Genomic DNA, 21,549 nt, shown 5'->3' with positions numbered 1-21,549 from the left:
TGGCTTCTTCGCGGGTAAACCCGCTCCCACAGTTAGGTCGCAAACCTATGTGGGAGCGGGTTTACCCGCGAAGCAGGCGCCGCCGAAGGACCTGCATTCATGACTTACACCCTCGATGACCTGCTGCACCTCATGGCCCGCCTGCGCGACCCGCAATATGGCTGCCCGTGGGACCTCAAGCAGGACTACGCCAGCATCGTCCAGCACACCATCGAAGAAGCCTACGAAGTCGCCGACACCATCGAGCGGGGTGATTTCGCCCACCTGCAGGGTGAGCTGGGCGACCTGCTGTTCCAAGTGGTCTACTACAGCCAGCTGGCGCGGGAAGAAGGGCGTTTCGAGTTCGCCGGCGTGGTCGACTCGATTACCCGCAAGCTGGTGCGTCGCCACCCCCATGTGTTCCCCACCGGCGAGCTCTATGCGCCCGTCGATACGCCCTCGTTGAGCGAGGCCCAGGTCAAGTCGCGCTGGGAAGAGATCAAGGCCGAAGAGCGTGCCGAAAACAGCGAGCCCGAGCAATTGTCGCTGCTCGACGATGTGCCGGCCGCGCTGCCGGCACTGTCCCGCGCCGCCAAGCTGCAGAAGCGCGCGGCCACGGTCGGCTTCGACTGGCCCGACGCGCTGCCGGTGCTGGACAAGGTGCGCGAAGAGCTCGACGAAGTGCTGCAGGCGATGGTCGATGGTGACAGCGATGCGCTGGAGGACGAGCTGGGCGACCTGCTGTTCGCCACCGTCAACCTGGCCCGGCACCTCAAGCACGACCCGGAAAACGCCCTGCGCCGCGCCAACCGCAAATTCGAACGGCGTTTCCGTTTTATCGAACAGGCATTGCGCGAGCAGGGCCTGAACATCCAAGATCGTACCCTCGACGAGCTGGACGCCCTGTGGGGCGAGGCCAAGCGTCAGGAAAAGAACCTGCCCAGCTGCAGCTGAGCCGATGCATAAGTGAGTAAAGACACCCATGAGCCTTTCCCTTCGCGACCAGTTGCTCAAAGCCGGCCTGGTCAACCAGAAACAGGTTTCCCAGACCAACAAGGCTGAGAAAAAACAGAAGCGCCTGGAGCACAAAGGCCAGGTCGAGGTGGACGACAGCCAGCAGCGCCTGGCCAAGGAAGCCCTGGCCGAAAAGGCCAAAAAAGACCAGGAGCTGAACCGCCAGGTCCAGGAAAAGGCCGAGCAGAAAGCCCGCGCCGCGCAGATCAAGCAGTTGATCGAGGCCACCCGCCTGCCCAAGCTCACCACCGAGGACTATTTCAACTTCGTCGATGACAAGAAGGTCAAGCGCATCGCCGTCAACACCCTGATGCGCAGCAAGTTGAGCAACGGTGCGCTGGCGATCGTCGGCCATGCCGGCGGCTACGAAGTGATTCCGCGTGAAGCGGCAGTGAAGATCCAGGAGCGCGATCCCAACCGCATCCTGCTGCTCAACACCCATGTCGAAGAGGCGGACGAGGACGATCCGTACGCCGCTTACAAGATCCCTGACGATCTGATGTGGTAAGCATGAAAAACCCCGCCTAGGCGGTAATGTCAGTCAGTTAACCTTTCATCGACACTCATGGGGCTGTTTTGTAGCCCTTCGCGGGTAAACCCGCTCCCACAGGATTGCGCAATGCTTGAAGCTGGCGCGAAACCTGTGGGAGCGGGTTTACCCGCGAAGGGCCGCAAAGCGGCCCCAATTGGCTTAACTGACCGGCATTAGCCTAGGCGGGGTTTTTTGTTTGAAGGCGGTGTCACTGGCTAGTGCGCTGGTTTTCCAGGACTTCCAGTTCGCTGCGGTACTGCTGGGCCAGGTGTTCTTCGTGGAACATGCCGACCAGTTGGCCCTGTTGGTGCACGTCCCAGATCCGCACGCCAGCGGCCAGGCCTTCGTGGGACATTTTCGATTCGTCGCGTTCGGTTACTTGAACTGTCATCGTCAAACTCCACTGCTTGATGGGCTGCGGCACTGTGTCGCAGGCCTTCTTTATAGAATTTGTTAGCAGGCTAAGTAAATTAAACGGCGATGAAACAAGTTTCATGGAGCGCAACGCATGCCCTGTAGGAGCGGTATTCGCCGCAAAAGAAAAGCCCCGCATAATGCGGGGCTTCCGGTGTTACTGGGGCAGTGATCAATCAGTTACCCTTGACCGCCTTGCCATCGACCGTGCCGTCCTGCAGCACGATCACGTACTCCTTGCCGTCGGTCTCGACCTGGCGCAGTTGCACCAGCAGGTAGTCCCAGTTCTTGGCGAACCACAGCTCGGTGATGCGCTTGCTCTGGCTTGGGTCACGTACGCGCTCGACCTTGATCGCATCGACCTGGCCGGCCTTGGTCGCCACCTTCTCGGTGCCCAGCACGCGGAAGTCGTAGGTGTCGATCTCGTCACCGTCGACCACCTGGTAGGTCATGCTCTTCTTGCCGGCGGCCACGTCATGCTGCAGCGCCAGCTGGTAGGACGACTTGTCCAGCACGCCGCGGTTGAGCGGCAGGTTGATCGCGTCGCCACGGTCGCTGCCGGTGACCTTCTTGCCGTTCCAGTCGAAGCTGAGGTCGACTTTCTTCGCCTTGCCCAGGCCGCCGCGTTCGAAGTGGTACTTCTGCGGCAGCAGGGTGTCGTTGTCGAGCTTGAGGGTGCTTTGCTCGGTGAGGCTGGCGATCATCATGGAGGCCTTGAAATTAAGGTCCCAGGTACCGTTGGCGTTCTTCACCAGGCTGCGCTCGGCAGTACCGCTCATGGGCAGCTGCTTCCAGTCAGCCGTGTAGCTGGCCGCGAAAGGCTTCAGATCAGCTGCCTGGAGGGGCAGGGCGAGCACGGCGAGAGCCAAGAGCAGGGCGCGACGCATAAATTCTCCTAGGATCGAATCAAGTGACCGCTGGCCGCCAGCGGCTGGCCATCCAGTAATGCACCCTGTTCGCTCAGACGCAAGCGCCCTTCGCCGAACCAGCGCACCGCCAGCGGGTAGATCTGGTGTTCCTGCAGGTGCACGCGCTGGGCGAGCGACTGCTCGGTGTCGTCCGTTGCAACCGGAACCACAGCCTGTACGACCAAAGGCCCGCCGTCGAGTTCCTCGGTGACGAAGTGCACGCTGCAGCCGTGCTCGGCATCGCCAGCCTCCAGCGCGCGCCGGTGGGTGTGCAGGCCTTTATACTTGGGCAACAGTGACGGATGTATGTTGAGCAGGCGGCCCTGGTAGTGGCGTACAAAGCCGCCACTGAGAATGCGCATGAAGCCGGCCAGTACCACCAGGTCGGGCTCGAAGCCGTCGATCAGCGCCATCAGCGCCGCATCGAAGGCTTCGCGGCCGTCGAAACCCTGGTGCTCGAGCAGCGCGGTGTCGATACCGGCTGCCTTGGCACGTTCCAGGCCGTAGGCATCGGCGCGGTTGGAAATCACCGCGCGGATGCGTACCGGGCTGTCACTGGCGCTGGTGTTGTCGATCAGCGCTTGCAGGTTGCTGCCGGAGCCCGACAGCAATACCACGACGTTGCAGGTCTTGCTCGGCATCAGTGTGCCTTGAGGTTCTGCAGCTCGACCTGAGCGGCGCCTTCGGCGGCTTCGGCGATGTGGCCGATCACCCAAGGCTGCTCACCGGCGGCGCGCAGTTCGTTCAGGGCGGCTTCGACCTGATCCTGGGCGACACAGATGACCATGCCGACGCCGCAGTTCAGTACGCGGTGCATCTCGTGCTCGTCGACGTTGCCTTTTGCCTGCAGGAAGTCGAACACCGCCGGGCGCTGCCAGCTGGCCACATCGACCACGGCCTGGGCGTTTTTCGGCAGTACGCGCGGGATGTTGTCCAGCAGGCCGCCACCGGTGATGTGGGCCATGGCCTTGACTGCGCCGGTGTTCTTGATCAGCTGCAGCAGCGGCTTGACGTAGATGCGGGTCGGCGCCATCAGCAGGTCGGTCAGCGGTTTGCCGTCGAGCTGGGTGTTTTCGATGTCGGTGCCGGACACTTCGAGGATCTTGCGGATCAGCGAGTAGCCGTTGGAGTGCGGGCCGGAGGACGGCAGGGCGATCAGGGCGTCGCCGGTGGCGACTTTCGAGCCGTCGATGATCTCGGCTTTTTCCACCACGCCGACGCAGAAGCCGGCCAGGTCGTAGTCTTCGCCTTCGTACATGCCTGGCATTTCGGCGGTTTCACCACCGACCAGCGAGCAGCCGGCCAGTTCGCAACCGGCGCCGATGCCGGTAACCACGGTGGCGGCCACGTCGACATTGAGCTTGCCAGTGGCGTAGTAGTCGAGGAAGAACAGCGGCTCGGCGCCGCACACCACCAGGTCGTTGACGCACATGGCGACCAGGTCCTGGCCGATGCTGTCGTGCTTGTTCAGGTTCAGTGCCAGGCGCAGCTTGGTGCCGACACCGTCGGTGCCGGAGACCAGCACCGGCTGTTTGTAGCCGGCCGGGATCTCGCAGAGGGCGCCGAAGCCGCCCAGGCCACCCATGACTTCAGGGCGTGCGGTGCGCTTGGCGACGCCCTTGATGCGTTCGACCAGTGCTTCGCCGGCGTCGATGTCTACACCGGCGTCCTTGTAGCTCAGGGAGGGTTGCTTGCTCATTGATCCAGGCCTTTAAGAGGGAGGGATTCTTGGAAAACGACCGGGACGGCCAAGGCCGGCTTCAAAAGCGGCGGCTGCCTGTACGTCACTGGTCTGCGAAGGCGCGCGATTTTATCAGGGTTGCCCCGAAGCGGCCATCCTCAGGCCGACGGGCAGGCCGGAAATCTGGGCAAAAAAGCGCTTTCACGGTGCGCGACTGGTTGCCGCGGCGGTGCCTGTATAAGGTATAGGCATCGTGACGGGCACAAAGGGCCGCAGCAGCGGAGCATTTCTCTGCGTTGCGCGGTCACAGCCGGCAGGTCCGGGCTCGTCGCTCGTGGTCATCTGGACAGGAATCCTCAATGCGTCTTTTCAATTACATCGCGGCCGGGTGCCTGGTGCTGGTCGGCGCTGCGGCGCAGGCCGAGACCGTCACCGGGCTGTATCAGGTTCGCGAACCTGTCGAAGGGCAGGGCGCCGATGCCCGCGCCCAGGCTACCAGCAAGGCCCTGGACACCTTGGTGCTGCGCCTGACCGGCGACCCCAAGGCGGCGCAGAGCCCGGCCTTGGCTGCCCTGCGCAAGGATCCCCAGCAAATCATCAACCAGGTCGGCACCGAGGCCGGGCCGCCCGAGGCGCTGCTGGTCGAGTTCGACCCAGGCAGCACTGAGCGCGCGCTGCGCCAGGCTGGCCTGGCGCTGTGGGGCAACAACCGTCCGTCGATCATCGGCTGGTGGCTCTACGACAGTGTCGAGGGCAGCAACCTGGTCGGCGATGGCCAGGCTGCCGCCGAACCGCTGCGCCGTGCCGCCCAGCACCGTGGCCTGCCGCTGCGCCTGCCGCTGGCCGACCTGCAGGAACAACTGGTGGCCAACGCCAAGCAGCTCGAGGGCAATGACCCGGCGCCGCTGCGCGAGGCGTCCGAGCGTTACGGCGCCAATGCCTTGCTGGCAGTGCATGCCCACGAGGCCGACGGCAAGTGGCAAGGCAAGTGGCAACTGTGGCTGGGCGACCAGCGCGAGCAGGGCAACGCCGAAGGAGCCGACCAGGCCGCCCTGGCCGATGCCGTGCTGCTGGCCGTGAGCAACCGCCTGGCGCCGCGCTATGTGACCCGCCCCGGCGCCAGCAGTGACCTGCTGGTGCAGGTGCAGGGCATGAACCTGCAGCGCTATGCCGAACTGAGCCGCGTGCTCGAACCTTACGGCGCCCGTTTGCAGATGGCCGAAGGCGCCACCCTGACCTACGGCGTCACCGGCAACCGTGAGCAGTTGCGGGCGCAACTGGGCCTGGCCAAGTTGCAGGAGTTGCCTGCCGAGGCCACGCCGGCACCTGCGGCCCAGGGCGAGCCGGGCGCGACACCCCCTGGCGCTGCAGCCAAGCCGTTCGATGGCTTGCGTTTTCGCTGGTAAGGGGGCTTGGACATGATTGATATGCGTCGTTGGATCGGGCTGGGCGCCGCCTTGCTGATCGCCGTGCTGCTGTACCTGCTGCACAACATTCTTTCCCCCTTCCTGGTGGGGATTCTGCTGGCCTACCTGGCCGACCCGCTGGTCGACCGCCTCGAACGGGCCGGGCTGTCGCGGACTTGGGGCGTGGTGGTGGTCTTCAGCTTGTTCACCCTGGTGTTCATGGCCCTGCTGCTGGTGCTGATCCCCATGTTGGCCAAGCAATTGGTGCGCTTGTACGAGCTGGCGCCGCAGATGCTCGACTGGCTGCAGCATGTGGCCTTGCCTTGGGTGCAAAGCCGCCTGGGCCTGGCCGATGGCTTCTGGAAGTTCGACAAGATCAAGGCCGCCATCGGCGCGCACATGGGCCAGACCACCGATATTGTCGGTGTACTGCTGTCCCAGGCCACCGCGTCGAGCCTGGCCCTGATCGGCTGGCTGGCCAACCTGGTGCTGATCCCGGTGGTGGGGTTCTACCTGTTGCGCGACTGGGACCTGATGATGGCCAAGCTGCGCAGCCTGTTGCCGCGTCAGCGCGAAGAGCAGGTGGTGGGGTTGGCCGGTGAGTGCCATGAAGTGCTGGGGGCGTTCGTGCGTGGCCAGTTGCTGGTGATGCTCGCCCTGGGCGTCATCTATTCCAGCGGGCTGATGCTGGTGGGTCTGGAACTGGGCCTGCTGATCGGCATGCTGGCGGGGTTGGCGGCAATCGTCCCGTATATGGGCTTCATCATCGGCATCGGCGCGGCCCTGGTGGCCGGGTTGTTCCAGTTCAGCGGCGATTTGTATCCGATGCTGGGGATTGTCGCAGTGTTCATGGTCGGCCAGGCGCTGGAAGGCATGGTACTGACGCCCATGCTGGTGGGCGACCGCATTGGCCTGCATCCGGTGGCGGTGATCTTCGCCATCCTCGCCGGTGGTGAGCTGTTCGGCTTTACCGGTGTGCTGCTGGCGCTGCCGGTGGCGGCGGTGATCATGGTGCTGTTGCGGCATGTGCATGACCTCTACAAGGAGTCGGACATGTATGGCGAGGCGATCGATCCGGACCTGTAAGTGACCGCGTCAGATGCGCGATACCTGTGGGAGCTACTGTCTTATGTTGTCAGTGCTGGCCTCATCGCTGGCAAGCCAGCTCCCACAGGTACGATGCTGCTTCAAGTTAGCGCGATACCTGTGGGAGCGGGTTCACCCGCGAACACGGGCATAGCCCGTGCCAGGCACCGAGGTGTCATCTTCGCGGGTAAACCCGCTCCCACAGGGGCTCGTGAACATCGCAACTGCTTGATTTTACTTGTACTCTTCCCCTGCCGGATTGTGCCGCCCGCGTTGCGGGTATAGACTTTGCACACTCTTCACCAAAGGCCCCCTGTGGTCCCCGCGACCGCCCGCGAGCATGAAACCGATCCAGTTGCCCCTGGGTGTGCGTCTCCGCGATGACGCCACCTTCATCAACTACTATCCGGGCGCCAATGCCGCGGCATTGGGCTACGTCGAGCGGCTATGCGAAGCCGACGCCGGCTGGACCGAGAGCCTCATCTACCTGTGGGGCAAACAGGGCGTTGGCCGTACCCACCTGCTGCAAGCCGCTACCCAGCGTTTCCAGCAGCGGGGCGAGCCCGCCGTCTACCTGCCGCTGGCGCAACTGCTGGAGCGTGGCGTCGAGTTGCTTGACCACCTCGAGCAATACGAGCTGGTGTGCATCGACGACCTGCACGTGATCGCCGGCAAGGCGGACTGGGAAGAGGCCATGTTCCACCTGTTCAACCGCCTGCGCGACAGTGGCCGACGGCTGCTGCTGGCCGCTTCCAGCTCGCCCCGCGAACTGCCGATCAAGCTGGCGGACCTCAAGTCGCGGCTGACCCTGGCGCTGATTTTCCAGATGCGCGGCATGTCCGACGAGGACAAGCTGCGCGCCCTGCAACTGCGTGCCTCGCGGCGCGGCCTGCACCTGACCGACGAAGTCGGCCACTTCATCCTCACCCGTGGCACACGCAGCATGAGTGCGCTGTTCGACCTGCTCGAACGCCTTGACCAAGCTTCGCTGCAGGCGCAACGCAAGCTGACCATCCCGTTCCTCAAGGAAACCCTGGGTTGGTGACCCCCTGAAAACACCGGGCCAGAGCGGCAAAACAGAAAAGTCACATGTTTTTCGATAAAATTTGCAAATGGTTCTGATAGAAGGCATAGTTTCCCCCTTCTAAAGGACTACAGACACGGTCGTGCCCATGCTGAAGCGCTTCGCACCCCTCGTGCCACTTGCACTTGCCACCTTTCTGTTTGGTTGCGCCGTTCATGGCCCGGCCACTCAATCCCAGGATCATCGCCTGGCCGCCGAGCAATCGCTCAAGGTCAAGGCTTCCGCTTCTTCCGTATTCACCGAGGAAGAGCTGGCCAGCGAAGATGACCTGAATGCCTTCTCCAGCAACAGCAAGCCCTATCAGCTCCCGGTGCTGGCCGACAGCATCCTCGAGCGTGGCATGGCGCTGATCGGTACCCGTTACCGCTTTGGCGGCACCACCGAACAAGGCTTCGACTGCAGCGGCTTCATTGGTTATCTGTTCCGCGAAGAAGCCGGCATGAACCTGCCGCGCTCGACCCGCGAGATGATCAACGTCGATGCCCCCAAAGTCGCGCGCAACAAGCTCAAGCCAGGCGACCTGCTGTTCTTCAGCACCAATGGTCGCGGCCGCGTGAGTCACGCCGGCATCTACCTGGGCGACAACCAGTTCATCCACTCCAGCAGCCGCCGCAGCGGTGGTGTGCGCATCGACAGCCTCGGCGATCGCTACTGGAGCAAGACTTTCATCGAAGCCAAGCGCGCGCTGGCCATGGCACCGACCACCATTTCGCGCAATTGATTTGATATCAAAATGCTGTACCCTGCCGCGGCGGCGTAGCTGAAAAGCTCGCCGCCGTGCGCATTTACAGAAAGCGTCTAATCTAATTTCTCACCTATTTTCATCTTCGGCCGTGGCCGGGGCTTGTCTGACAGGACGTTCGCATCATGGCGATGTTGGCGCGCTTCGCATTTCTTTCCCTGGCGGCATTGCTTGCTGCCTGCTCCAGCCGTGCACCTGCCCCGGCGCCGGTCAAACAGCCCATGGTCTTCAGCCAGCAACCGGCGGCATCGCCTGCGGCGGAGGACGTGCTGTTCCGCGCGATCGGCCTGGTCGGCACGCCGTATCGTTGGGGCGGCAACACCCCTGATTCAGGGTTCGATTGCAGCGGCCTGATCGGCTACGTATACCGTGATGCCGCGGGCATCAGCCTGCCACGTACTACCCGCGACATGATCGTCATGCGTGCGCCCAGTGTGGACATCAATGCCTTGCAGTCCGGCGACCTTGTGTTCTTTGCCACCAATGGCGGAGCACAGGTCAGCCATGCCGGTATCTATGTCGGCGAAGGGCGTTTCGTCCATGCGCCGTCCACCGGCGGCACGGTGCGCCTGGACTATCTGTCCAGCAGCTACTGGGCCAAGGCCTATCTGCAGGCCAAGCGCGTGTTGCCACCTGGGCATCTGGCGCAGAATCCCTGAGCGCGGTGGGCCACCCGCCTGGCCGTGTGCCCCTCAGGGCGCCTTGTTGATGCGCCAGTCCAGGTTGCCCACATCGTTCGCAACCAATACGCCACCTCGCGGTTTGCGGTTCCACGAGTCCTACTGTCCAAGCAACGCGCCCTGTTAGAAAGGCGGCGATAACGCATCGGCGCCTGCGCGTTTCTTTATCCACGTGAATTCCGGGCGAGACGGGCGCAGGGCGGTTCAACGCACTGGCTTGGCGAGCGCCGCTTTATATACCGCGAATGGTCGTGGCGGCTGGTAAAGGATGCGTGCTTCTTCATCGAAAGGAGCATGTCATGAGCGGCATCGAAAGCATGTTGCAGCGCAACCTGCAGGTATTGGGTACCGGGCGCGAGTTGGCCCGTCTGGCCGACAAGGTCCTGAGCGCTTATCCCGATCCATACCAGCTGGCCGTGACCCAGGCGTCGGTCATCCTGCGCAAGCATACCGGCAAGGACTGGGACCCTCGGCAGGTCTGGTGGCATCAATTCAGTCGTGCCAGCTCCAGCCATCGCAGCTTTACGGGATGGGCGCACAGCAGTCCGCCCGCCAAGTCTCTGCGCTTCACCGAATTGATGGTCGAGCGCTTCGACCCCGGCTTCCAGGAAGCTACTGACTCGCTCGATCTCTATGGCGGCTTCTATCGCCAGGGGCCTCATGCGCACACCTACGATGAGCGCAACGAGGTGCCAATGTTGGCCCGCGATGTCCAGCAGGACTTCTGGGCCTTGGATTTCGCCCAGTTATACCGTCGCCAGATATCGGCATTCTGGGCCGCGTACCAAGATGACTTCAGGCTCCTGGCCAAGGTCAACCTGCTGGGCCAGTGTGCCCGTGCCGAACGGGGCGGGTATATCGACAGCGCGGACGCGGCGCAGTTACGCGCTCATGTGGTGCCGGGGCTGTCGGCCGGGCAGCGAGCGCCCTCGCTGGCGCAACTGCGTGAACAGTCGAGTGTCGAGCTGCGTGCAAGCGGCTATGGGCTTGGTGTCGCCAGTGGGGCGGCGATCTATGCAATCCAGGGGCCCGGTACCAGGGTCTTGTTGTACTGCCCCTGGGCCGAACAGGCGCTGCGAGGCTTCGACAACCTGCAGGGCATGGCAGGCTGGCTGCGCGAGCACCTGGCCACGGCTCAGGGCCGGGGAGCGTTCCAGCAGGCGTTGATTGCCGACCCGCAAGACCTCGAGGCTGCGCAAGCGGTGCAGCAGGCCCTGCAAGCGCTGGGCGAAAGTCCGAGCGATGCGGCCGCGTTGGCTGTGCTCAAGCAGCAGCGCAGCCCTGTCGGGCATCTTCTCGACGCTCTGGTGGAGCATGCCCGGCAGGAAATGCAGCACACCGCCGCCCGCCTGGTGGACAACAGCCAACTGCGCAAGGCCCTGTGGCGGGGTTATCTGGGGGCTTTCCTGAAAGTGTTCGGCGGTTTCGTGCCGTTGGGTTGGCCGGTGTCGCTGGTGCTGCTCGGCGCCACCCTGGCAAAGGTCGGCCTGGAGGTCGACGGCGCCTTGCACGCCCGCGATGCCCAGGAGCGCAAGGCGGCGATGCGTACGGCCATCCTCGATTCGATCTTCGGCGCCTTGAACATGGTGGATGTGAGTTTTGGCAGCAGCCTGGCGTCCCTGACCTACCAGGCGCCGTTCCATGAATTGGACGCATCGCTGGCCGAATGGGAGGTCGAGCAGGCCCCCACGTCGAGCCTGGAGGGGGATGAGGCCAACGAGCTGCTTGGCAGCAAGCCAATGGGTAGCGACCGCCTGCAGGGGATTCGGCTCGGCACGGACGGCAGTTGCTGGATCGAGCTGGAAGGATTGCCCTACCGGGTGCGCTTCAGCCCGGAGCTGTCGTCCTGGCTGATAGTACCTCCGGAAAACCCTTACGCTTTCGGACCCTTGCGCCCGGTGCGGATGGACGCTGCGGGCGAGTGGCAGTTGCTGGTGCCGCCACGCCTGTTGGGTGGGGCGCCGACCGATGGCTTGGCCAGCGAGCCCTCGGCGTTCTGGGATGAGTACATGCACACCCACCTGGACCGCAGCCAGGCCCTGTCGAATGCCGCGCGAGCGCGCCAGCGAGCTCTGTTGCAGGGGCGGGCAATCGATGTGCTGGATGACGAGCAGGAGCCGCTGGTGGACGAAGATGGATTTGACTTCATCGACAGTGAAGGCGAGCGCGTTTACACCTACCGCCATGACGGGGAGTACCGCAATCACCGGATCTTCATGTACACGGAAGAAGACGGTGCCAAGATCAATCGGTTCCTGCGCGAAGGCGAGCGCGAGTTCGATTACGGCGACGAAGTCGAGTACCTCGACAACCTCGCCGATGACCTGGGGAAGCTACCGCACAACAACGACGTGCCGCTGTATCGCGGAGGCCATGGCACACGCAGTACCAGTGGTACGCATTTTCGCAGTGGGCAGTTCAAGGTGGGCGATGTGCTGGTCAACACCGACCTGACTTCCTTCACCGAAAACCCCTACATCGTGCGCCTGTTCGCCGCCGACAATGATCTGGTGGCGGGCAGCGGGGTGGACGGCGTCTTCGACGACAGCTCGGTGGTGTTCGAGCTGCCCGCCGGCAGCTATCAGCATGGCACGCCCATCAGTCCGTTCTCCAGCCATCCGAACGAGGCGGAAACCCTGTTCTTGCCTGGCTCGTATTTCCGCGTCGACGAGCTCAAGGAAATCCGCGGTGGCGACTACCACTTTGTCAGTGTCAGGCTCAGCGAGGTGCCCAGGCCGGCCAGCGGCCATGTCTACGAACTGCGCACCGGTGCGGTATTTGACAAGGCCGCCTACACTGCCCGGCTGGGTAGCGCGGAGCTGGCGAACCGGTTCTTCCCTGACTGACTTCAAGACGCCGGGGCTTGCACAGCGCTTCTTTGCGGCTGACAGCCCCGCTGCCAACGTGAGTCCGGCCTGAATCGGCCACTCAGGCTTGCTTGAGCAGCAGCGCCACGCCGGGAAAGTACTGCCCCAGCTCGTTGTGCAGCTTGCGGTAGGCGTAGGGGAAGTACCAGGCGATGGCGCAGGCGGTGTGCTTCTGCAGGTCGTCGACCAGGTCCTGCAGCTCTTCGGGGCTGGCGTGCTGGCCGGCCTTCCACGGGGTGACGAACAGCGCGCCGGCCTTGAGTTGGCTGGCATAGCCGATGTGCTTGGCCTGGGCGGCGGTTTCCTGCAGCGCCGAGGCCAGGTCGAGGCGGGCGATACGTGGCCAGCGCTGGCCGGCATGCAAGTGCACAGAGGCCTCGGCGTTGCTGATCGACAGGTCGCAGCGCCCCTCGCGCTCACCCTCGTCGCATTGCTTCTTGCTCTGGTACTGCTGCAGTGCCACCAGCTCGCCTTGCCAGGCCGCTGCCGCGAGCATGCCGACGTTGGCGGCGCTGCCATGCCAGTAGGGCGCGTCAGCGTCCCCTTGCAGCTGGTTGAAGCGGTCGATGCAGTCGACCCAGCGCTCCAGCGCCGGGCGCAGGAATTCGAACTGGGTATTGTTGATGATCAGGCCTTGCATGCTGGGCGCTCCTTGTCATTGTCATTGAGGTCAGCGAAGTTGATGGCTAAGTGATATCACTGCCATCAGTGTGGCACAAGCCGACGGATTGGCCATTGATCCAGGCCAGTTCGGCCCACGTTCGATTGACGCTCCCGGTGCAACCCTCTAACCTTCGCGGCGTGTTTCAGGTGCCCTGCGAACCGTGGTTTGGCAGGGTGAAACTGGGAAGCCGGTGGGCGTCATAAGGCGCGATTCCGGCGCTGCCCCCGCAACGGTAAGTGAGTGCAAAACCGCGCAGGGCCACTGGGTGCAAGCACCCGGGAAGGCGCGCAGGCAAGGGCCAGGTGCCCGCTCACGAGCCCGGAGACCGGCCTGGAACTGCCAACGGCATCACGGAGGGTGATGCGCAGTGCGATGTGGCCCAGGCCACGGCCCCTGCGCGTTCTCCGTCTGCCCGCCTTTTACCTGTTGCCTGGCTGCGACAGCTGCGGAGAACCCTGATGAGCGAATCCCCCGAACGCGACGAACGCCACCTGGCGCGCATGCAGCGCAAGAAGGCGCTCATCGACGAGCGCATCGCCAACTCCCCGAACGAATGCGGCTTGCTGCTGGTACTCACCGGCAACGGCAAGGGCAAGAGCAGCTCGGCCTTCGGCATGCTCGCCCGGGCCATGGGGCACGGCATGCAGTGCGGCGTGGTGCAGTTCATCAAGGGCCGCAACAGCACCGGCGAGGAACTGTTCTTCCGGCGCTTCCCCGAGCAGGTGAGCTACCACGTGATGGGCGAGGGCTTCACCTGGGAAACCCAGGACCGCCAGCGCGACATCGCCGCTGCCGAAGCCGCCTGGGCCGTGTCGCGCCAGTTGCTGCAGGACCCGGCGATCCAGTTCGTCGTGCTCGATGAACTGAACATCGCCCTCAAGCACGGCTACCTCGACCTCGACCAGGTGCTCAGCGATATCCAGGCCCGCCCGCCGATGCAGCACGTGATCGTCACCGGCCGTGCGGCCAAGCCCGAAATGGTCGAACTGGCCGATACCGTCACCGAGATGGGCATGCTCAAACATGCGTTCCAGGCCGGTATCCGCGCGCAGAAGGGCGTTGAACTGTGAGTGAAGCACGTCAGTGCCCGGCGGTGCTGATCGCAGCGCCAGCCTCCGGCCAGGGCAAGACCACCGTCACCGCCGCCCTTGCGCGCCTGCACCGCAACCTCGGGCGCAAGGTGCGGGTGTTCAAGTGCGGCCCGGACTTCCTCGACCCGATGATCCTCGAGCGTGCCAGCGGCGCGCCGGTGTACCAGCTGGACCTGTGGATGATCGGTGCCGATGAGAGCCGTCGCCTGCTGTGGGAAGCGGCCGGCGATGCCGACCTGATCCTGATCGAAGGGGTGATGGGGCTGTTCGACGGCACCCCGTCGAGTGCCGACCTTGCGCGCCACTTCGGCGTGCCGGTGCTGGCCGTGATCGACGGCACGGCCATGGCCCAGACCTTCGGCGCCCTGGCCCTGGGCCTGGCGCGCTACCAGCCGGACCTGCCGTTTGCCGGTGTGCTGGCCAACCGCGTCGGCACCTTGCGCCACGCGCAACTGCTCGAAGGCAGCCTGACCGAAGGCCTGCGCTGGTACGGCGGGCTGTCCCGCGAGCGCGGCATCGAGCTGCCCAGCCGCCACCTGGGGCTGGTCCAGGCCAGCGAGCTGAATGACCTGGATGCGCGCCTGGACGCCGCCGCCGAAGCGCTCGCCGCCAGTTGCGATGCGGCGTTGCCGCCACCGGTGAGTTTTGCCGCGCCAGTGCCTGCTGCGCTTTCGGCTTCGCTCAAGGGGGTACGCATCGGCGTGGCCCGTGACGAAGCCTTCGCCTTCACCTACGGCGCCAACCTGGAGCTGCTGCGCAACCTCGGCGCGCACCTCGAATTCTTCTCGCCGCTGCATGACCGCGAATTGCCCGCTGTGGATAGCCTGTACCTGCCCGGTGGCTACCCGGAGCTTCACCACCACGCACTGGCCGCCAACGCGCCGATGCTGGAGGCGATCCGCGCCCACCACGCCCAGGGCAAGCCCTTGCTGGCCGAATGCGGCGGCATGCTCTACCTGCTCGATGCCCTGACCGACGTGGCCGGCGAACGCGCCGCGCTGCTCGGCCTGCTGCCGGGCGAGGCGACCATGCAGAAGCGCCTGGCCGCCCTGGCCTTGCAGGCGGTCGAACTGCCGGAAGGCACCCTGCGCGGGCACACCTACCACCACTCGCTGACCAGCACCACGCTGGAGCCGATCGCCCGCGGCCTGAGCCCCAACGGCGGCCGTGGCAACGAAGCGGTGTACCGCCTGGGCCGGCTGACCGCCTCCTACGTGCATTTCTACTTCCCCTCCAACCCCGACGCGGCGGCGGCGCTGCTGCGACCATGAGCGAGCACGCCTACAGCGACGCCGAGCGCGCGGCCGTCTACCGGGCCATTGGCGAGCGCCGCGACATGCGCCATTTTGCCGGTGGCGTGGTGGCGCCGGAGCTGCTCGCACGCCTGCTGGCCGCCGCGCACCAGGCACCGAGCGTCGGCCTGATGCAGCCGTGGCGTTTCATCCGCATCACCCGCGCCGAGCTGCGCACGCGTATCCAGGCGCTGGTCGAGGACGAGCGGGTACGCACCGCCGACGCCTTGAACGAGCGCTCCGATGAGTTCATGAAGCTCAAGGTCGAGGGCATCAACGACTGCGCCGAACTGTGGGTGGCGGCGTTGATGGACAACCGCGAGCCGCACATCTTCGGCCGTCGCACCCTGCCGGAAATGGACCTGGCCTCGCTGGCCTGTGCCATCCAGAACCTCTGGTTGGCGGCGCGTGCCGAGGGCCTGGGCATGGGCTGGGTGTCGCTGTTCGAGCCACAGGCGCTGGCCGAGCTGCTGGGCATGCCCGCCGGGGCCAAGCCGGTGGCGGTACTGTGCCTGGGGCCGGTGATCGAGTTCTACCCGGCGCCGATGCTGGTGCTGGAAAACTGGGCCGAGCAACGGCCCCTGAGCGAAATGCTGTACGAGAACCATTGGGGAGACCGGCCATGAGCGTGGCCTTGCTGACTGTCGCGGGCGTGGCCCTGGACGCCTTGCTCGGCGAGCCGCAACGCCGCCACCCATTGGTGGGCTTCGGCAACCTGGCGGCGAACCTGGAGCGGCGCCTGAACGCCGGTGGCCGCGGCTGGCGCAGCCATGGTGTCAGCGCCTGGTTTCTCGCCGTGGTGCCATTGACCCTGCTGGCGCTGATCCTGTCCTGGCTGCCGTACGTTGGTTGGATAGTCGATGTGCTGGCGCTGTACTGCGCGTTGGGCCTGCGCAGCCTCGGCGAGCATGTGCTGCCGGTGGCCCAGGCCCTGCGCCAGGGTGACCTGGAAGAAGCGCGGCGCCGGGTCGGTTACCTGGTCAGCCGCGAAACCCGCGAGCTGGACGAGCCCGCGGTAGCCCGGGCAGCCACCGAATCGGTGCTGGAGAACGGCAGCGATGCAGTGTTCGCCGCGCTGTTCTGGTTTGCCGTGGCCGGCGCGCCGGGGGTGGTGCTGTATCGCCTGAGCAATACCCTCGATGCCATGTGGGGTTATCGCAACGAACGCTTCGAACGCTTCGGCTGGTGCGCGGCGCGTATCGACGACGTGCTCAACTACATTCCCGCGCGCCTGGTGGCGCTGACCTACGCTGTGCTCGGCAAGACCCGCCTGGCGCTGCGCTGCTGGCGCCAGCAAGGGCCGCTGTGGGACAGCCCCAACGCCGGCCCGGTGATGGCCGCCGGCGCCGGTGCGCTGGGCGTGGAGCTGGGCGGGCCTGCGGTGTACCACGGCGAGTTGCACGAGCGGCCGCGCCTGGGCGAGGGACCGATGGCCGACGCTGACGCCATCGAGCGCGGCTGGAGCCTGGTGCAGCGCGGGGTATGGCTATGGTTGCTGGTGATCTGCCTGGGGAGTTACCTGAATGCTTGAACACGGTGGCCGCCTGCTGCGGGCGGTGGCGCAGTACGCAATTGCCCGCGAGCATTGGCTCGACCTGTCCAGCGGCATCGCGCCCTGGCCCTATGCCGTGCCGTCGATTCCCCAGGAGGCCTGGGCGCGACTGCCGGAAACCGAGGACGGCCTGGAGCAGGCGGCGCGCACCTACTATCAGGCCGATCAGTTGCTGGCTGTGGCCGGTTCACAGGCGGCGATCCAGGCCCTGCCGCAGCTGCGCGCGCCTGGGCGGGTCGGGGTGCTGACACCCTGTTACGCCGAGCATCCACACGCCTGGCAGCGCGCAGGGCATACGCTGGTCGAGCTGGCTGACGAGCAGGTCGATGAGGCAATCGATAGCCTCGACGTGCTGGTGCTGGTCAACCCCAACAACCCCACCGGCCGGCTGATCCCCCGTGAGCGCCTGTTGGCCTGGCATGCCCGGCTGGCAGAGCGCGGCGGCTGGCTGGTGGTCGACGAAGCGTTCATCGACAACACCCCGCGGCTCAGCCTGTGCGGCCATGTCGATCGGCCTGGGCTGATCGTGTTGCGTTCGTTCGGCAAGTTCTTCGGCCTGGCGGGGGTGCGGCTGGGCTTCGTGATGGCGCAGCCGGCATTGCTGCAGGCGCTGGCCGAGCTGCTGGGGCCGTGGACGGTGAGCGGCCCGACCCGGGTGCTGGGCAAGGTGTGCCTGGCCGATGAACTGGCCCACCTGATGCAGATCGACCGCTGCGCCAAGGCCCGCGCGCGGTTGGTGGCGTTGCTGGGCGAAGCCGGCCTGGCGCCGACGGGAGGCTGCGACCTGTTCCAGTACGTGGCCACCGAGCGTGCCGCGCAGTTACATGAATTCCTCGCCCGGCGCGGCATCCTCGTGCGCCTGTTCGAGCAACCGGCGGCGCTGCGCTTCGGCCTGCCGGCCAATGCGGCGCAGGAGCTGCGCCTGCGCGAGGCGCTGCTGGCATATCAAAAGGAATCGGCATGACCACCCTGATGGTGCAAGGCACCACTTCCGATGCCGGCAAAAGCACGCTGGTCACCGCCCTGTGCCGCTGGCTGCTGCGCCAAGGCGTTGCAGTGGTGCCGTTCAAACCGCAGAACATGGCGCTCAACAGTGCTGTGACCGCCGACGGTGGCGAAATCGGCCGCGCCCAGGCGGTACAGGCCCAAGCCTGCCGGCTGGCGCCGCACACCGACATGAACCCGGTGCTGCTCAAGCCCAACAGCGACACCGGGGCCCAGGTGATCATCCATGGGCGCGCGGTCACCAGCATGAACGCCGTGGCCTATCACGGCTACAAAGCCATCGCCATGCAGGCGGTGCTGGCCTCCCATGAGCGGCTTGAGCAGGCCTATCAAGTGGTGATGGTCGAAGGCGCAGGCTCCCCCGCCGAGATCAACCTGCGCGCCGGCGACATCGCCAACATGGGCTTTGCCGAGGCGGTCGACTGCCCGGTGATCCTGGTGGCCGATATCAACCGTGGCGGGGTGTTCGCCCATCTGGTGGGCACCCTGGAGCTGCTCTCGCCGAGCGAGCAGGCGCGGGTCAAAGGCTTCGTCATCAACCGCTTCCGTGGCGACATCGCCTTGCTGCAACCGGGCCTGGACTGGCTGGAGCAGCGCACCGGCAAGCCGGTGCTTGGCGTGCTGCCCTTTGTCACCGACCTGCACCTGGAGGCCGAGGACGGCATCGACGTGCGCCAGGCGGTCAAGGGCGAACGGCTGCTCAAGGTGATAGTCCCGGTGCTGCCGCGCATCAGCAACCACACCGATTTCGACCCGCTGCGCCTGCATCCGCAGGTCGACCTGCAATTCATCGGCCCGGGCCAGCCGATCCCGCCCGCCGACCTGATCATCCTGCCCGGCTCCAAGAGCGTGCGCGGGGACCTGGCGCAGTTGCGCGCGCGTGGCTGGGACACGGCCATCGCCCGGCATTTGCGCTACGGCGGCAAGCTGATCGGCATTTGCGGCGGGTTGCAGATGCTGGGCCGCGAGGTTCACGATCCGCTCGGCCTGGAAGGCCAGGCCGGCTCCAGTGCCGGGCTTGGCCTGCTGGACTACGAGACGGTGCTTGAGGCCGAGAAGCAGTTGCGCAACGTCAGCGGCACGCTGGCCTTGGAGCAGTCACCGATCGCGGGCTACGAAATTCACGCCGGTGTCACCCGTGGCCCGGCCCTGGAGCATCCGGCCGTGCAGCTGCAAGACGGCCGCTGCGACGGTGCCATCAGTGCCGACGGGCAGATTCTCGCCACCTATCTGCACGGCCTGTTCGAAGGCAGCCAGTCGTGCGCGGCACTGCTGCGTTGGGCCGGGCTCGCCGATGTACAGCCTATCGATTACGAGGCCCTGCGCGAGCGCGATATCGAGCGCCTGGCCGACCTGGTCGAGCAACACCTGGACACCGCGCACCTGCGCCAGCTGTGTGGAATCACTGCCCATGCGTAACCTGATCCTCGGCGGCGCCCGCTCGGGCAAGAGCCGCCTGGCCGAGCAACTGGCCAGCAGCAGCGGCCTGTCGGTGACCTACATCGCCACCAGCGAGCCCTTGGATGGCGAGATGAACGAACGGGTACGCCTGCACCGTGAACGCCGCCCGGCTGACTGGGGGCTGATCGAAGAACCCTTGGCCCTGGCCAAGGTGCTGCGTGCCGAAGCCGGCGCAGGGCGTTGCCTGCTGGTGGACTGCCTGACGCTGTGGCTGACCAACCTGCTGATGCTCGACGACGAGCAACGCCTGGTGCAGGAGCGCGATGCGCTGCTGGCGTGCCTTGAGCAATTGCCGGGCACGATCATCCTGGTCAGCAACGAAACCGGCCTGGGCGTGGTGCCCATGGGCGAACTGACCCGCCGCTACGTCGACCACGCCGGGCTGTTGCACCAGGCCGTGGCCGAACGCTGCCAGCGCGTGGTGCTGACCGTGGCCGGCCTCCCTCTCATGCTCAAAGGACCCGCTCTATGACCCAGATGTGGTGGCGTGATGCCTGCCAATCCCTCGACACCGCCGCCATGGACCAGGCCCGCGCCCGTCAGCAGCAACTGACCAAGCCCACCGGTTCCCTCGGCCAGCTCGAAGGCCTGGCGATTCACCTGGCCGCCTTGCAGGGGCGCGAGCGGCCCAGCGTGGACAAGGTGGCGATCAGCATCTTCGCCGGCGACCACGGTGTGGTGGAGGAGGGCATCTCCGCCTACCCGCAAGCGGTGACCGGGCAGATGCTGCGCAACTTCGTCGGCGGCGGTGCGGCAATCAGCGTGCTGGCCCGCCAGCTCGACGCACGCCTTGAAGTGGTCGACCTCGGCACCATCGATCCGTCCCTCGAACTGCCCGGCGTGCACCACCTGCGCCTGGGCGCGGGTACGGCCAACTTCGCCCGCCAGCCGGCGATGACCGACACCCAGCTGGCCGCCGCCCTGCAGGCCGGTCGCGACAGCGCCCTGCGTGCGGTCGAGGACGGCGCCCAGCTGTTCATCGGCGGCGAGATGGGCATTGGCAACACCACGGCGGCAGCGGCCTTGGCCAGCACCTTGCTGAGCTGCCCGGCGCGTGAGTTGAGCGGGCCGGGCACCGGCCTGGACAGCGCCGGTGTGCGGCACAAGGCCGAGGTGATCGAGGCGGCGCTGGTACTGCACGGGTTGCGCGCCGACCAACCGCTGCAGGCCCTGGCCTGTGTCGGTGGTTTCGAGATCGCCGCGCTGGCCGGCGCCTACCTGGCCTGTGCCCAGCACGGCGTGGTGGTGCTGGTCGATGGCTTCATCTGCAGCGTCGCCGCCCTGGTGGCGGTACGCCTCAACCCGCAATGCCGGCCTTGGCTGCTGTTCGCCCACCAGGGCGCCGAGCCGGGTCACAAGATGCTGCTGGCCGCGTTGCAGGCCGAGCCACTGCTGGCCCTGGGCCTGCGCCTGGGTGAAGGCAGCGGTGCGGCGCTGGCTGTGCCGCTGCTGCGCCTGGCCTGTGCCCTGCACGGGCAAATGGCGACCTTCGCCGAAGCAGCGGTGGCGGACCGCCCGGCATGATCCTCGACCTGCTGCGCCACGGCGAAACCGAACTGGGTGGCGGCCTGCGCGGCAGCCTGGACGATGCACTGACCGCCACCGGCTGGGCTCAGATGCGTCAGGCCGTGGCACAGGCTGGCCCCTGGGACATCGTGGTCAGCTCACCACTGCAACGCTGCGCGCTGTTCGCCGACGAGCTGGGCGCGCGCCTGGGCTTGCCGGTGCAGCGCGAGGCGGATGTGCGCGAGCTGCACTTTGGCGACTGGGAAGGGCGCAGCGCGGCGCAGATCATGCAGACCGAAGCCGATGCCCTGGGCCTGTTCTGGAATGACCCCTACGCCTTCACGCCGCCGGCCGGCGAGCCGGTGCTGGCGTTTGCCGGGCGAGTGGTGGCAGCGGTCGAACGCCTGGCCCGCGAGCATGCCGGCAAGCGCGTGCTGCTGGTCACCCACGGCGGGGTGATGCGCCTGTTGCTGGCAAGGGCGCGTGGTTTGCCCCGTGAGCAGCTGCTGCAAGTCGAGGTCGGCCATGGGGCGTTGATGCGCCTTGAGGCCAGCCTTGATGGCCATTTGCGCGAGGTTGGCTGAG

The 21,549-nt window shown here is 65.7% G+C and carries 22 protein-coding genes and 1 riboswitch; of the genes, 17 read left to right on the top strand and 5 right to left on the bottom strand.

The window, feature by feature from the left end; translation table 11 throughout:
• The first annotated feature begins 99 nt into the window (after positions 1–99).
• Positions 100–933, top strand: coding sequence for a nucleoside triphosphate pyrophosphohydrolase (mazG, locus tag ACQ4N9_RS11620; RefSeq protein WP_390970359.1), 834 nt, complete (start codon positions 100–102; stop codon positions 931–933).
• 28 nt (positions 934–961) lie between these two features.
• Complete coding sequence (locus ACQ4N9_RS11615; protein ID WP_390970357.1) at positions 962–1,501, top strand: DUF2058 domain-containing protein; 540 nt, start codon at positions 962–964, stop codon at positions 1,499–1,501.
• Between the two features lie 232 nt (positions 1,502–1,733).
• On the opposite strand, the gene ACQ4N9_RS11610 is transcribed toward ACQ4N9_RS11615, so the two are convergent.
• The 4 genes from ACQ4N9_RS11610 to purM all read right to left on the bottom strand — a co-directional run bounded on the left by ACQ4N9_RS11610 (position 1,734) and on the right by purM (position 4,546).
• Positions 1,734–1,916, bottom strand: a complete 183-nt coding sequence (locus ACQ4N9_RS11610; RefSeq protein ID WP_347150591.1) for a hypothetical protein — start codon at positions 1,914–1,916, stop codon at positions 1,734–1,736.
• Between the two features lie 199 nt (positions 1,917–2,115).
• Positions 2,116–2,826: a DUF3108 domain-containing protein gene (locus tag ACQ4N9_RS11605; RefSeq protein WP_125462983.1), complete on the bottom strand. Its 711-nt coding sequence runs from the start codon at positions 2,824–2,826 to the stop codon at positions 2,116–2,118.
• An 8-nt stretch (positions 2,827–2,834) separates the two neighbouring features.
• Positions 2,835–3,488: a phosphoribosylglycinamide formyltransferase gene (gene purN, locus ACQ4N9_RS11600; RefSeq protein WP_390970354.1), complete on the bottom strand. Its 654-nt coding sequence runs from the start codon at positions 3,486–3,488 to the stop codon at positions 2,835–2,837.
• Complete coding sequence (purM, locus tag ACQ4N9_RS11595; RefSeq protein WP_390970352.1) at positions 3,488–4,546, bottom strand: phosphoribosylformylglycinamidine cyclo-ligase; 1,059 nt, start codon at positions 4,544–4,546, stop codon at positions 3,488–3,490. The genes purN and purM overlap by 1 nt, the downstream gene beginning before the upstream one ends.
• A gap of 341 nt (positions 4,547–4,887) precedes the next feature.
• Between purM and ACQ4N9_RS11590 the strand changes: the two genes are divergently transcribed.
• The 6 genes from ACQ4N9_RS11590 (at position 4,888) to ACQ4N9_RS11565 (ending at position 12,372) form a co-directional block, all read left to right on the top strand.
• Positions 4,888–5,934, top strand: a complete 1,047-nt coding sequence (locus ACQ4N9_RS11590) for a DUF2066 domain-containing protein (RefSeq protein WP_390970350.1) — start codon at positions 4,888–4,890, stop codon at positions 5,932–5,934.
• Between the two features lie 12 nt (positions 5,935–5,946).
• Entirely contained in the window at positions 5,947–7,020 is a 1,074-nt protein-coding gene (locus ACQ4N9_RS11585; RefSeq protein ID WP_390970348.1) for an AI-2E family transporter, read from the top strand.
• 340 nt (positions 7,021–7,360) lie between these two features.
• Positions 7,361–8,065 (top strand): DnaA regulatory inactivator Hda, encoded by a 705-nt coding sequence (gene hda / locus ACQ4N9_RS11580; RefSeq protein WP_110993035.1) that lies wholly within the window; start codon positions 7,361–7,363, stop codon positions 8,063–8,065.
• A 127-nt stretch (positions 8,066–8,192) separates the two neighbouring features.
• Positions 8,193–8,825, top strand: coding sequence for a C40 family peptidase (locus ACQ4N9_RS11575; protein WP_390970346.1), 633 nt, complete (start codon positions 8,193–8,195; stop codon positions 8,823–8,825).
• A 146-nt stretch (positions 8,826–8,971) separates the two neighbouring features.
• Positions 8,972–9,505, top strand: coding sequence for a C40 family peptidase (locus ACQ4N9_RS11570; RefSeq protein WP_125462987.1), 534 nt, complete (start codon positions 8,972–8,974; stop codon positions 9,503–9,505).
• A 320-nt stretch (positions 9,506–9,825) separates the two neighbouring features.
• On the top strand, positions 9,826–12,372 hold the full coding sequence (locus ACQ4N9_RS11565) for a dermonecrotic toxin domain-containing protein (protein ID WP_390970343.1): 2,547 nt from the start codon (positions 9,826–9,828) through the stop codon (positions 12,370–12,372).
• Positions 12,373–12,454: 82 nt separating this feature from the next.
• Here ACQ4N9_RS11565 and ACQ4N9_RS11560 read toward each other — a convergent pair whose 3' ends face one another.
• Positions 12,455–13,033, bottom strand: coding sequence for a hypothetical protein (locus ACQ4N9_RS11560; protein ID WP_390970341.1), 579 nt, complete (start codon positions 13,031–13,033; stop codon positions 12,455–12,457).
• Between the two features lie 151 nt (positions 13,034–13,184).
• Positions 13,185–13,405: riboswitch (cobalamin riboswitch) on the top strand.
• A 110-nt stretch (positions 13,406–13,515) separates the two neighbouring features.
• On the opposite strand from ACQ4N9_RS11560, the gene cobO reads away from it, so the two are divergent.
• Genes cobO through cobC form a run of 9 tightly spaced genes read left to right on the top strand, consistent with a single transcriptional unit; the run spans position 13,516 to position 21,548 of the window.
• Positions 13,516–14,127, top strand: coding sequence for a cob(I)yrinic acid a,c-diamide adenosyltransferase (cobO, locus tag ACQ4N9_RS11555; protein ID WP_125857728.1), 612 nt, complete (start codon positions 13,516–13,518; stop codon positions 14,125–14,127).
• Positions 14,124–15,419, top strand: coding sequence for a cobyrinate a,c-diamide synthase (locus tag ACQ4N9_RS11550; RefSeq protein ID WP_390970339.1), 1,296 nt, complete (start codon positions 14,124–14,126; stop codon positions 15,417–15,419). The genes cobO and ACQ4N9_RS11550 overlap by 4 nt, the downstream gene beginning before the upstream one ends.
• Positions 15,416–16,066 carry a 5,6-dimethylbenzimidazole synthase gene (bluB, locus tag ACQ4N9_RS11545; RefSeq protein WP_390970337.1) on the top strand — a complete coding sequence of 217 codons (651 nt, stop codon included), beginning with the start codon at positions 15,416–15,418 and terminating at the stop codon, positions 16,064–16,066. The genes ACQ4N9_RS11550 and bluB overlap by 4 nt, the downstream gene beginning before the upstream one ends.
• Positions 16,063–16,971, top strand: a complete 909-nt coding sequence (gene cbiB, locus ACQ4N9_RS11540) for an adenosylcobinamide-phosphate synthase CbiB (RefSeq protein ID WP_390970335.1) — start codon at positions 16,063–16,065, stop codon at positions 16,969–16,971. The genes bluB and cbiB overlap by 4 nt, the downstream gene beginning before the upstream one ends.
• The gene (gene cobD, locus ACQ4N9_RS11535) at positions 16,964–17,956 is read left to right on the top strand and encodes a threonine-phosphate decarboxylase CobD (RefSeq protein WP_390970333.1); all 993 of its coding nucleotides are present in this window, start codon (positions 16,964–16,966) and stop codon (positions 17,954–17,956) included. Before cbiB ends, cobD begins: the two co-directional genes overlap by 8 nt.
• The gene (locus ACQ4N9_RS11530) at positions 17,953–19,416 is read left to right on the top strand and encodes a cobyric acid synthase (protein ID WP_390970331.1); all 1,464 of its coding nucleotides are present in this window, start codon (positions 17,953–17,955) and stop codon (positions 19,414–19,416) included. Before cobD ends, ACQ4N9_RS11530 begins: the two co-directional genes overlap by 4 nt.
• The gene (cobU, locus tag ACQ4N9_RS11525) at positions 19,409–19,930 is read left to right on the top strand and encodes a bifunctional adenosylcobinamide kinase/adenosylcobinamide-phosphate guanylyltransferase (RefSeq protein ID WP_390970328.1); all 522 of its coding nucleotides are present in this window, start codon (positions 19,409–19,411) and stop codon (positions 19,928–19,930) included. Before ACQ4N9_RS11530 ends, cobU begins: the two co-directional genes overlap by 8 nt.
• Positions 19,927–20,982, top strand: coding sequence for a nicotinate-nucleotide--dimethylbenzimidazole phosphoribosyltransferase (cobT, locus tag ACQ4N9_RS11520; protein WP_390970326.1), 1,056 nt, complete (start codon positions 19,927–19,929; stop codon positions 20,980–20,982). The genes cobU and cobT overlap by 4 nt, the downstream gene beginning before the upstream one ends.
• Positions 20,979–21,548 (top strand): alpha-ribazole phosphatase family protein, encoded by a 570-nt coding sequence (gene cobC / locus ACQ4N9_RS11515; RefSeq protein ID WP_390970325.1) that lies wholly within the window; start codon positions 20,979–20,981, stop codon positions 21,546–21,548. The genes cobT and cobC overlap by 4 nt, the downstream gene beginning before the upstream one ends.
• Position 21,549 lies beyond the last annotated feature (1 nt).

The sequence above is a fragment of the Pseudomonas sp. ES1 genome (genome assembly GCF_050586605.1).
Taxonomy (GTDB): domain Bacteria; phylum Pseudomonadota; class Gammaproteobacteria; order Pseudomonadales; family Pseudomonadaceae; genus Aquipseudomonas; species Aquipseudomonas sichuanensis.
The sequence above is the reverse complement of the archived record's forward strand: the minus strand, read 5'-3'. Positions and strand labels throughout refer to the sequence as shown.

What these genes read in the sequence shown, in the direction of transcription:
- mazG (WP_390970359.1), top strand. Translation starts at nt 100, where the DNA reads ATGACTTACACCCTCGATGACCTGCTGCACCTCATGGCCCGCCTGCGC.
- ACQ4N9_RS11615 (WP_390970357.1), top strand. Translation starts at nt 962, where the DNA reads ATGAGCCTTTCCCTTCGCGACCAGTTGCTCAAAGCCGGCCTGGTCAAC.
- ACQ4N9_RS11610 (WP_347150591.1), bottom strand. Translation starts at nt 1,916, where the DNA reads ATGACAGTTCAAGTAACCGAACGCGACGAATCGAAAATGTCCCACGAA.
- ACQ4N9_RS11605 (WP_125462983.1), bottom strand. Translation starts at nt 2,826, where the DNA reads ATGCGTCGCGCCCTGCTCTTGGCTCTCGCCGTGCTCGCCCTGCCCCTC.
- purN (WP_390970354.1), bottom strand. Translation starts at nt 3,488, where the DNA reads ATGCCGAGCAAGACCTGCAACGTCGTGGTATTGCTGTCGGGCTCCGGC.
- purM (WP_390970352.1), bottom strand. Translation starts at nt 4,546, where the DNA reads ATGAGCAAGCAACCCTCCCTGAGCTACAAGGACGCCGGTGTAGACATC.
- ACQ4N9_RS11590 (WP_390970350.1), top strand. Translation starts at nt 4,888, where the DNA reads ATGCGTCTTTTCAATTACATCGCGGCCGGGTGCCTGGTGCTGGTCGGC.
- ACQ4N9_RS11585 (WP_390970348.1), top strand. Translation starts at nt 5,947, where the DNA reads ATGATTGATATGCGTCGTTGGATCGGGCTGGGCGCCGCCTTGCTGATC.
- hda (WP_110993035.1), top strand. Translation starts at nt 7,361, where the DNA reads ATGAAACCGATCCAGTTGCCCCTGGGTGTGCGTCTCCGCGATGACGCC.
- ACQ4N9_RS11575 (WP_390970346.1), top strand. Translation starts at nt 8,193, where the DNA reads ATGCTGAAGCGCTTCGCACCCCTCGTGCCACTTGCACTTGCCACCTTT.
- ACQ4N9_RS11570 (WP_125462987.1), top strand. Translation starts at nt 8,972, where the DNA reads ATGGCGATGTTGGCGCGCTTCGCATTTCTTTCCCTGGCGGCATTGCTT.
- ACQ4N9_RS11565 (WP_390970343.1), top strand. Translation starts at nt 9,826, where the DNA reads ATGAGCGGCATCGAAAGCATGTTGCAGCGCAACCTGCAGGTATTGGGT.
- ACQ4N9_RS11560 (WP_390970341.1), bottom strand. Translation starts at nt 13,033, where the DNA reads ATGCAAGGCCTGATCATCAACAATACCCAGTTCGAATTCCTGCGCCCG.
- cobO (WP_125857728.1), top strand. Translation starts at nt 13,516, where the DNA reads ATGAGCGAATCCCCCGAACGCGACGAACGCCACCTGGCGCGCATGCAG.
- bluB (WP_390970337.1), top strand. Translation starts at nt 15,416, where the DNA reads ATGAGCGAGCACGCCTACAGCGACGCCGAGCGCGCGGCCGTCTACCGG.
- cbiB (WP_390970335.1), top strand. Translation starts at nt 16,063, where the DNA reads ATGAGCGTGGCCTTGCTGACTGTCGCGGGCGTGGCCCTGGACGCCTTG.
- cobD (WP_390970333.1), top strand. Translation starts at nt 16,964, where the DNA reads ATGCTTGAACACGGTGGCCGCCTGCTGCGGGCGGTGGCGCAGTACGCA.
- ACQ4N9_RS11530 (WP_390970331.1), top strand. Translation starts at nt 17,953, where the DNA reads ATGACCACCCTGATGGTGCAAGGCACCACTTCCGATGCCGGCAAAAGC.
- cobU (WP_390970328.1), top strand. Translation starts at nt 19,409, where the DNA reads ATGCGTAACCTGATCCTCGGCGGCGCCCGCTCGGGCAAGAGCCGCCTG.
- cobT (WP_390970326.1), top strand. Translation starts at nt 19,927, where the DNA reads ATGACCCAGATGTGGTGGCGTGATGCCTGCCAATCCCTCGACACCGCC.
- cobC (WP_390970325.1), top strand. Translation starts at nt 20,979, where the DNA reads ATGATCCTCGACCTGCTGCGCCACGGCGAAACCGAACTGGGTGGCGGC.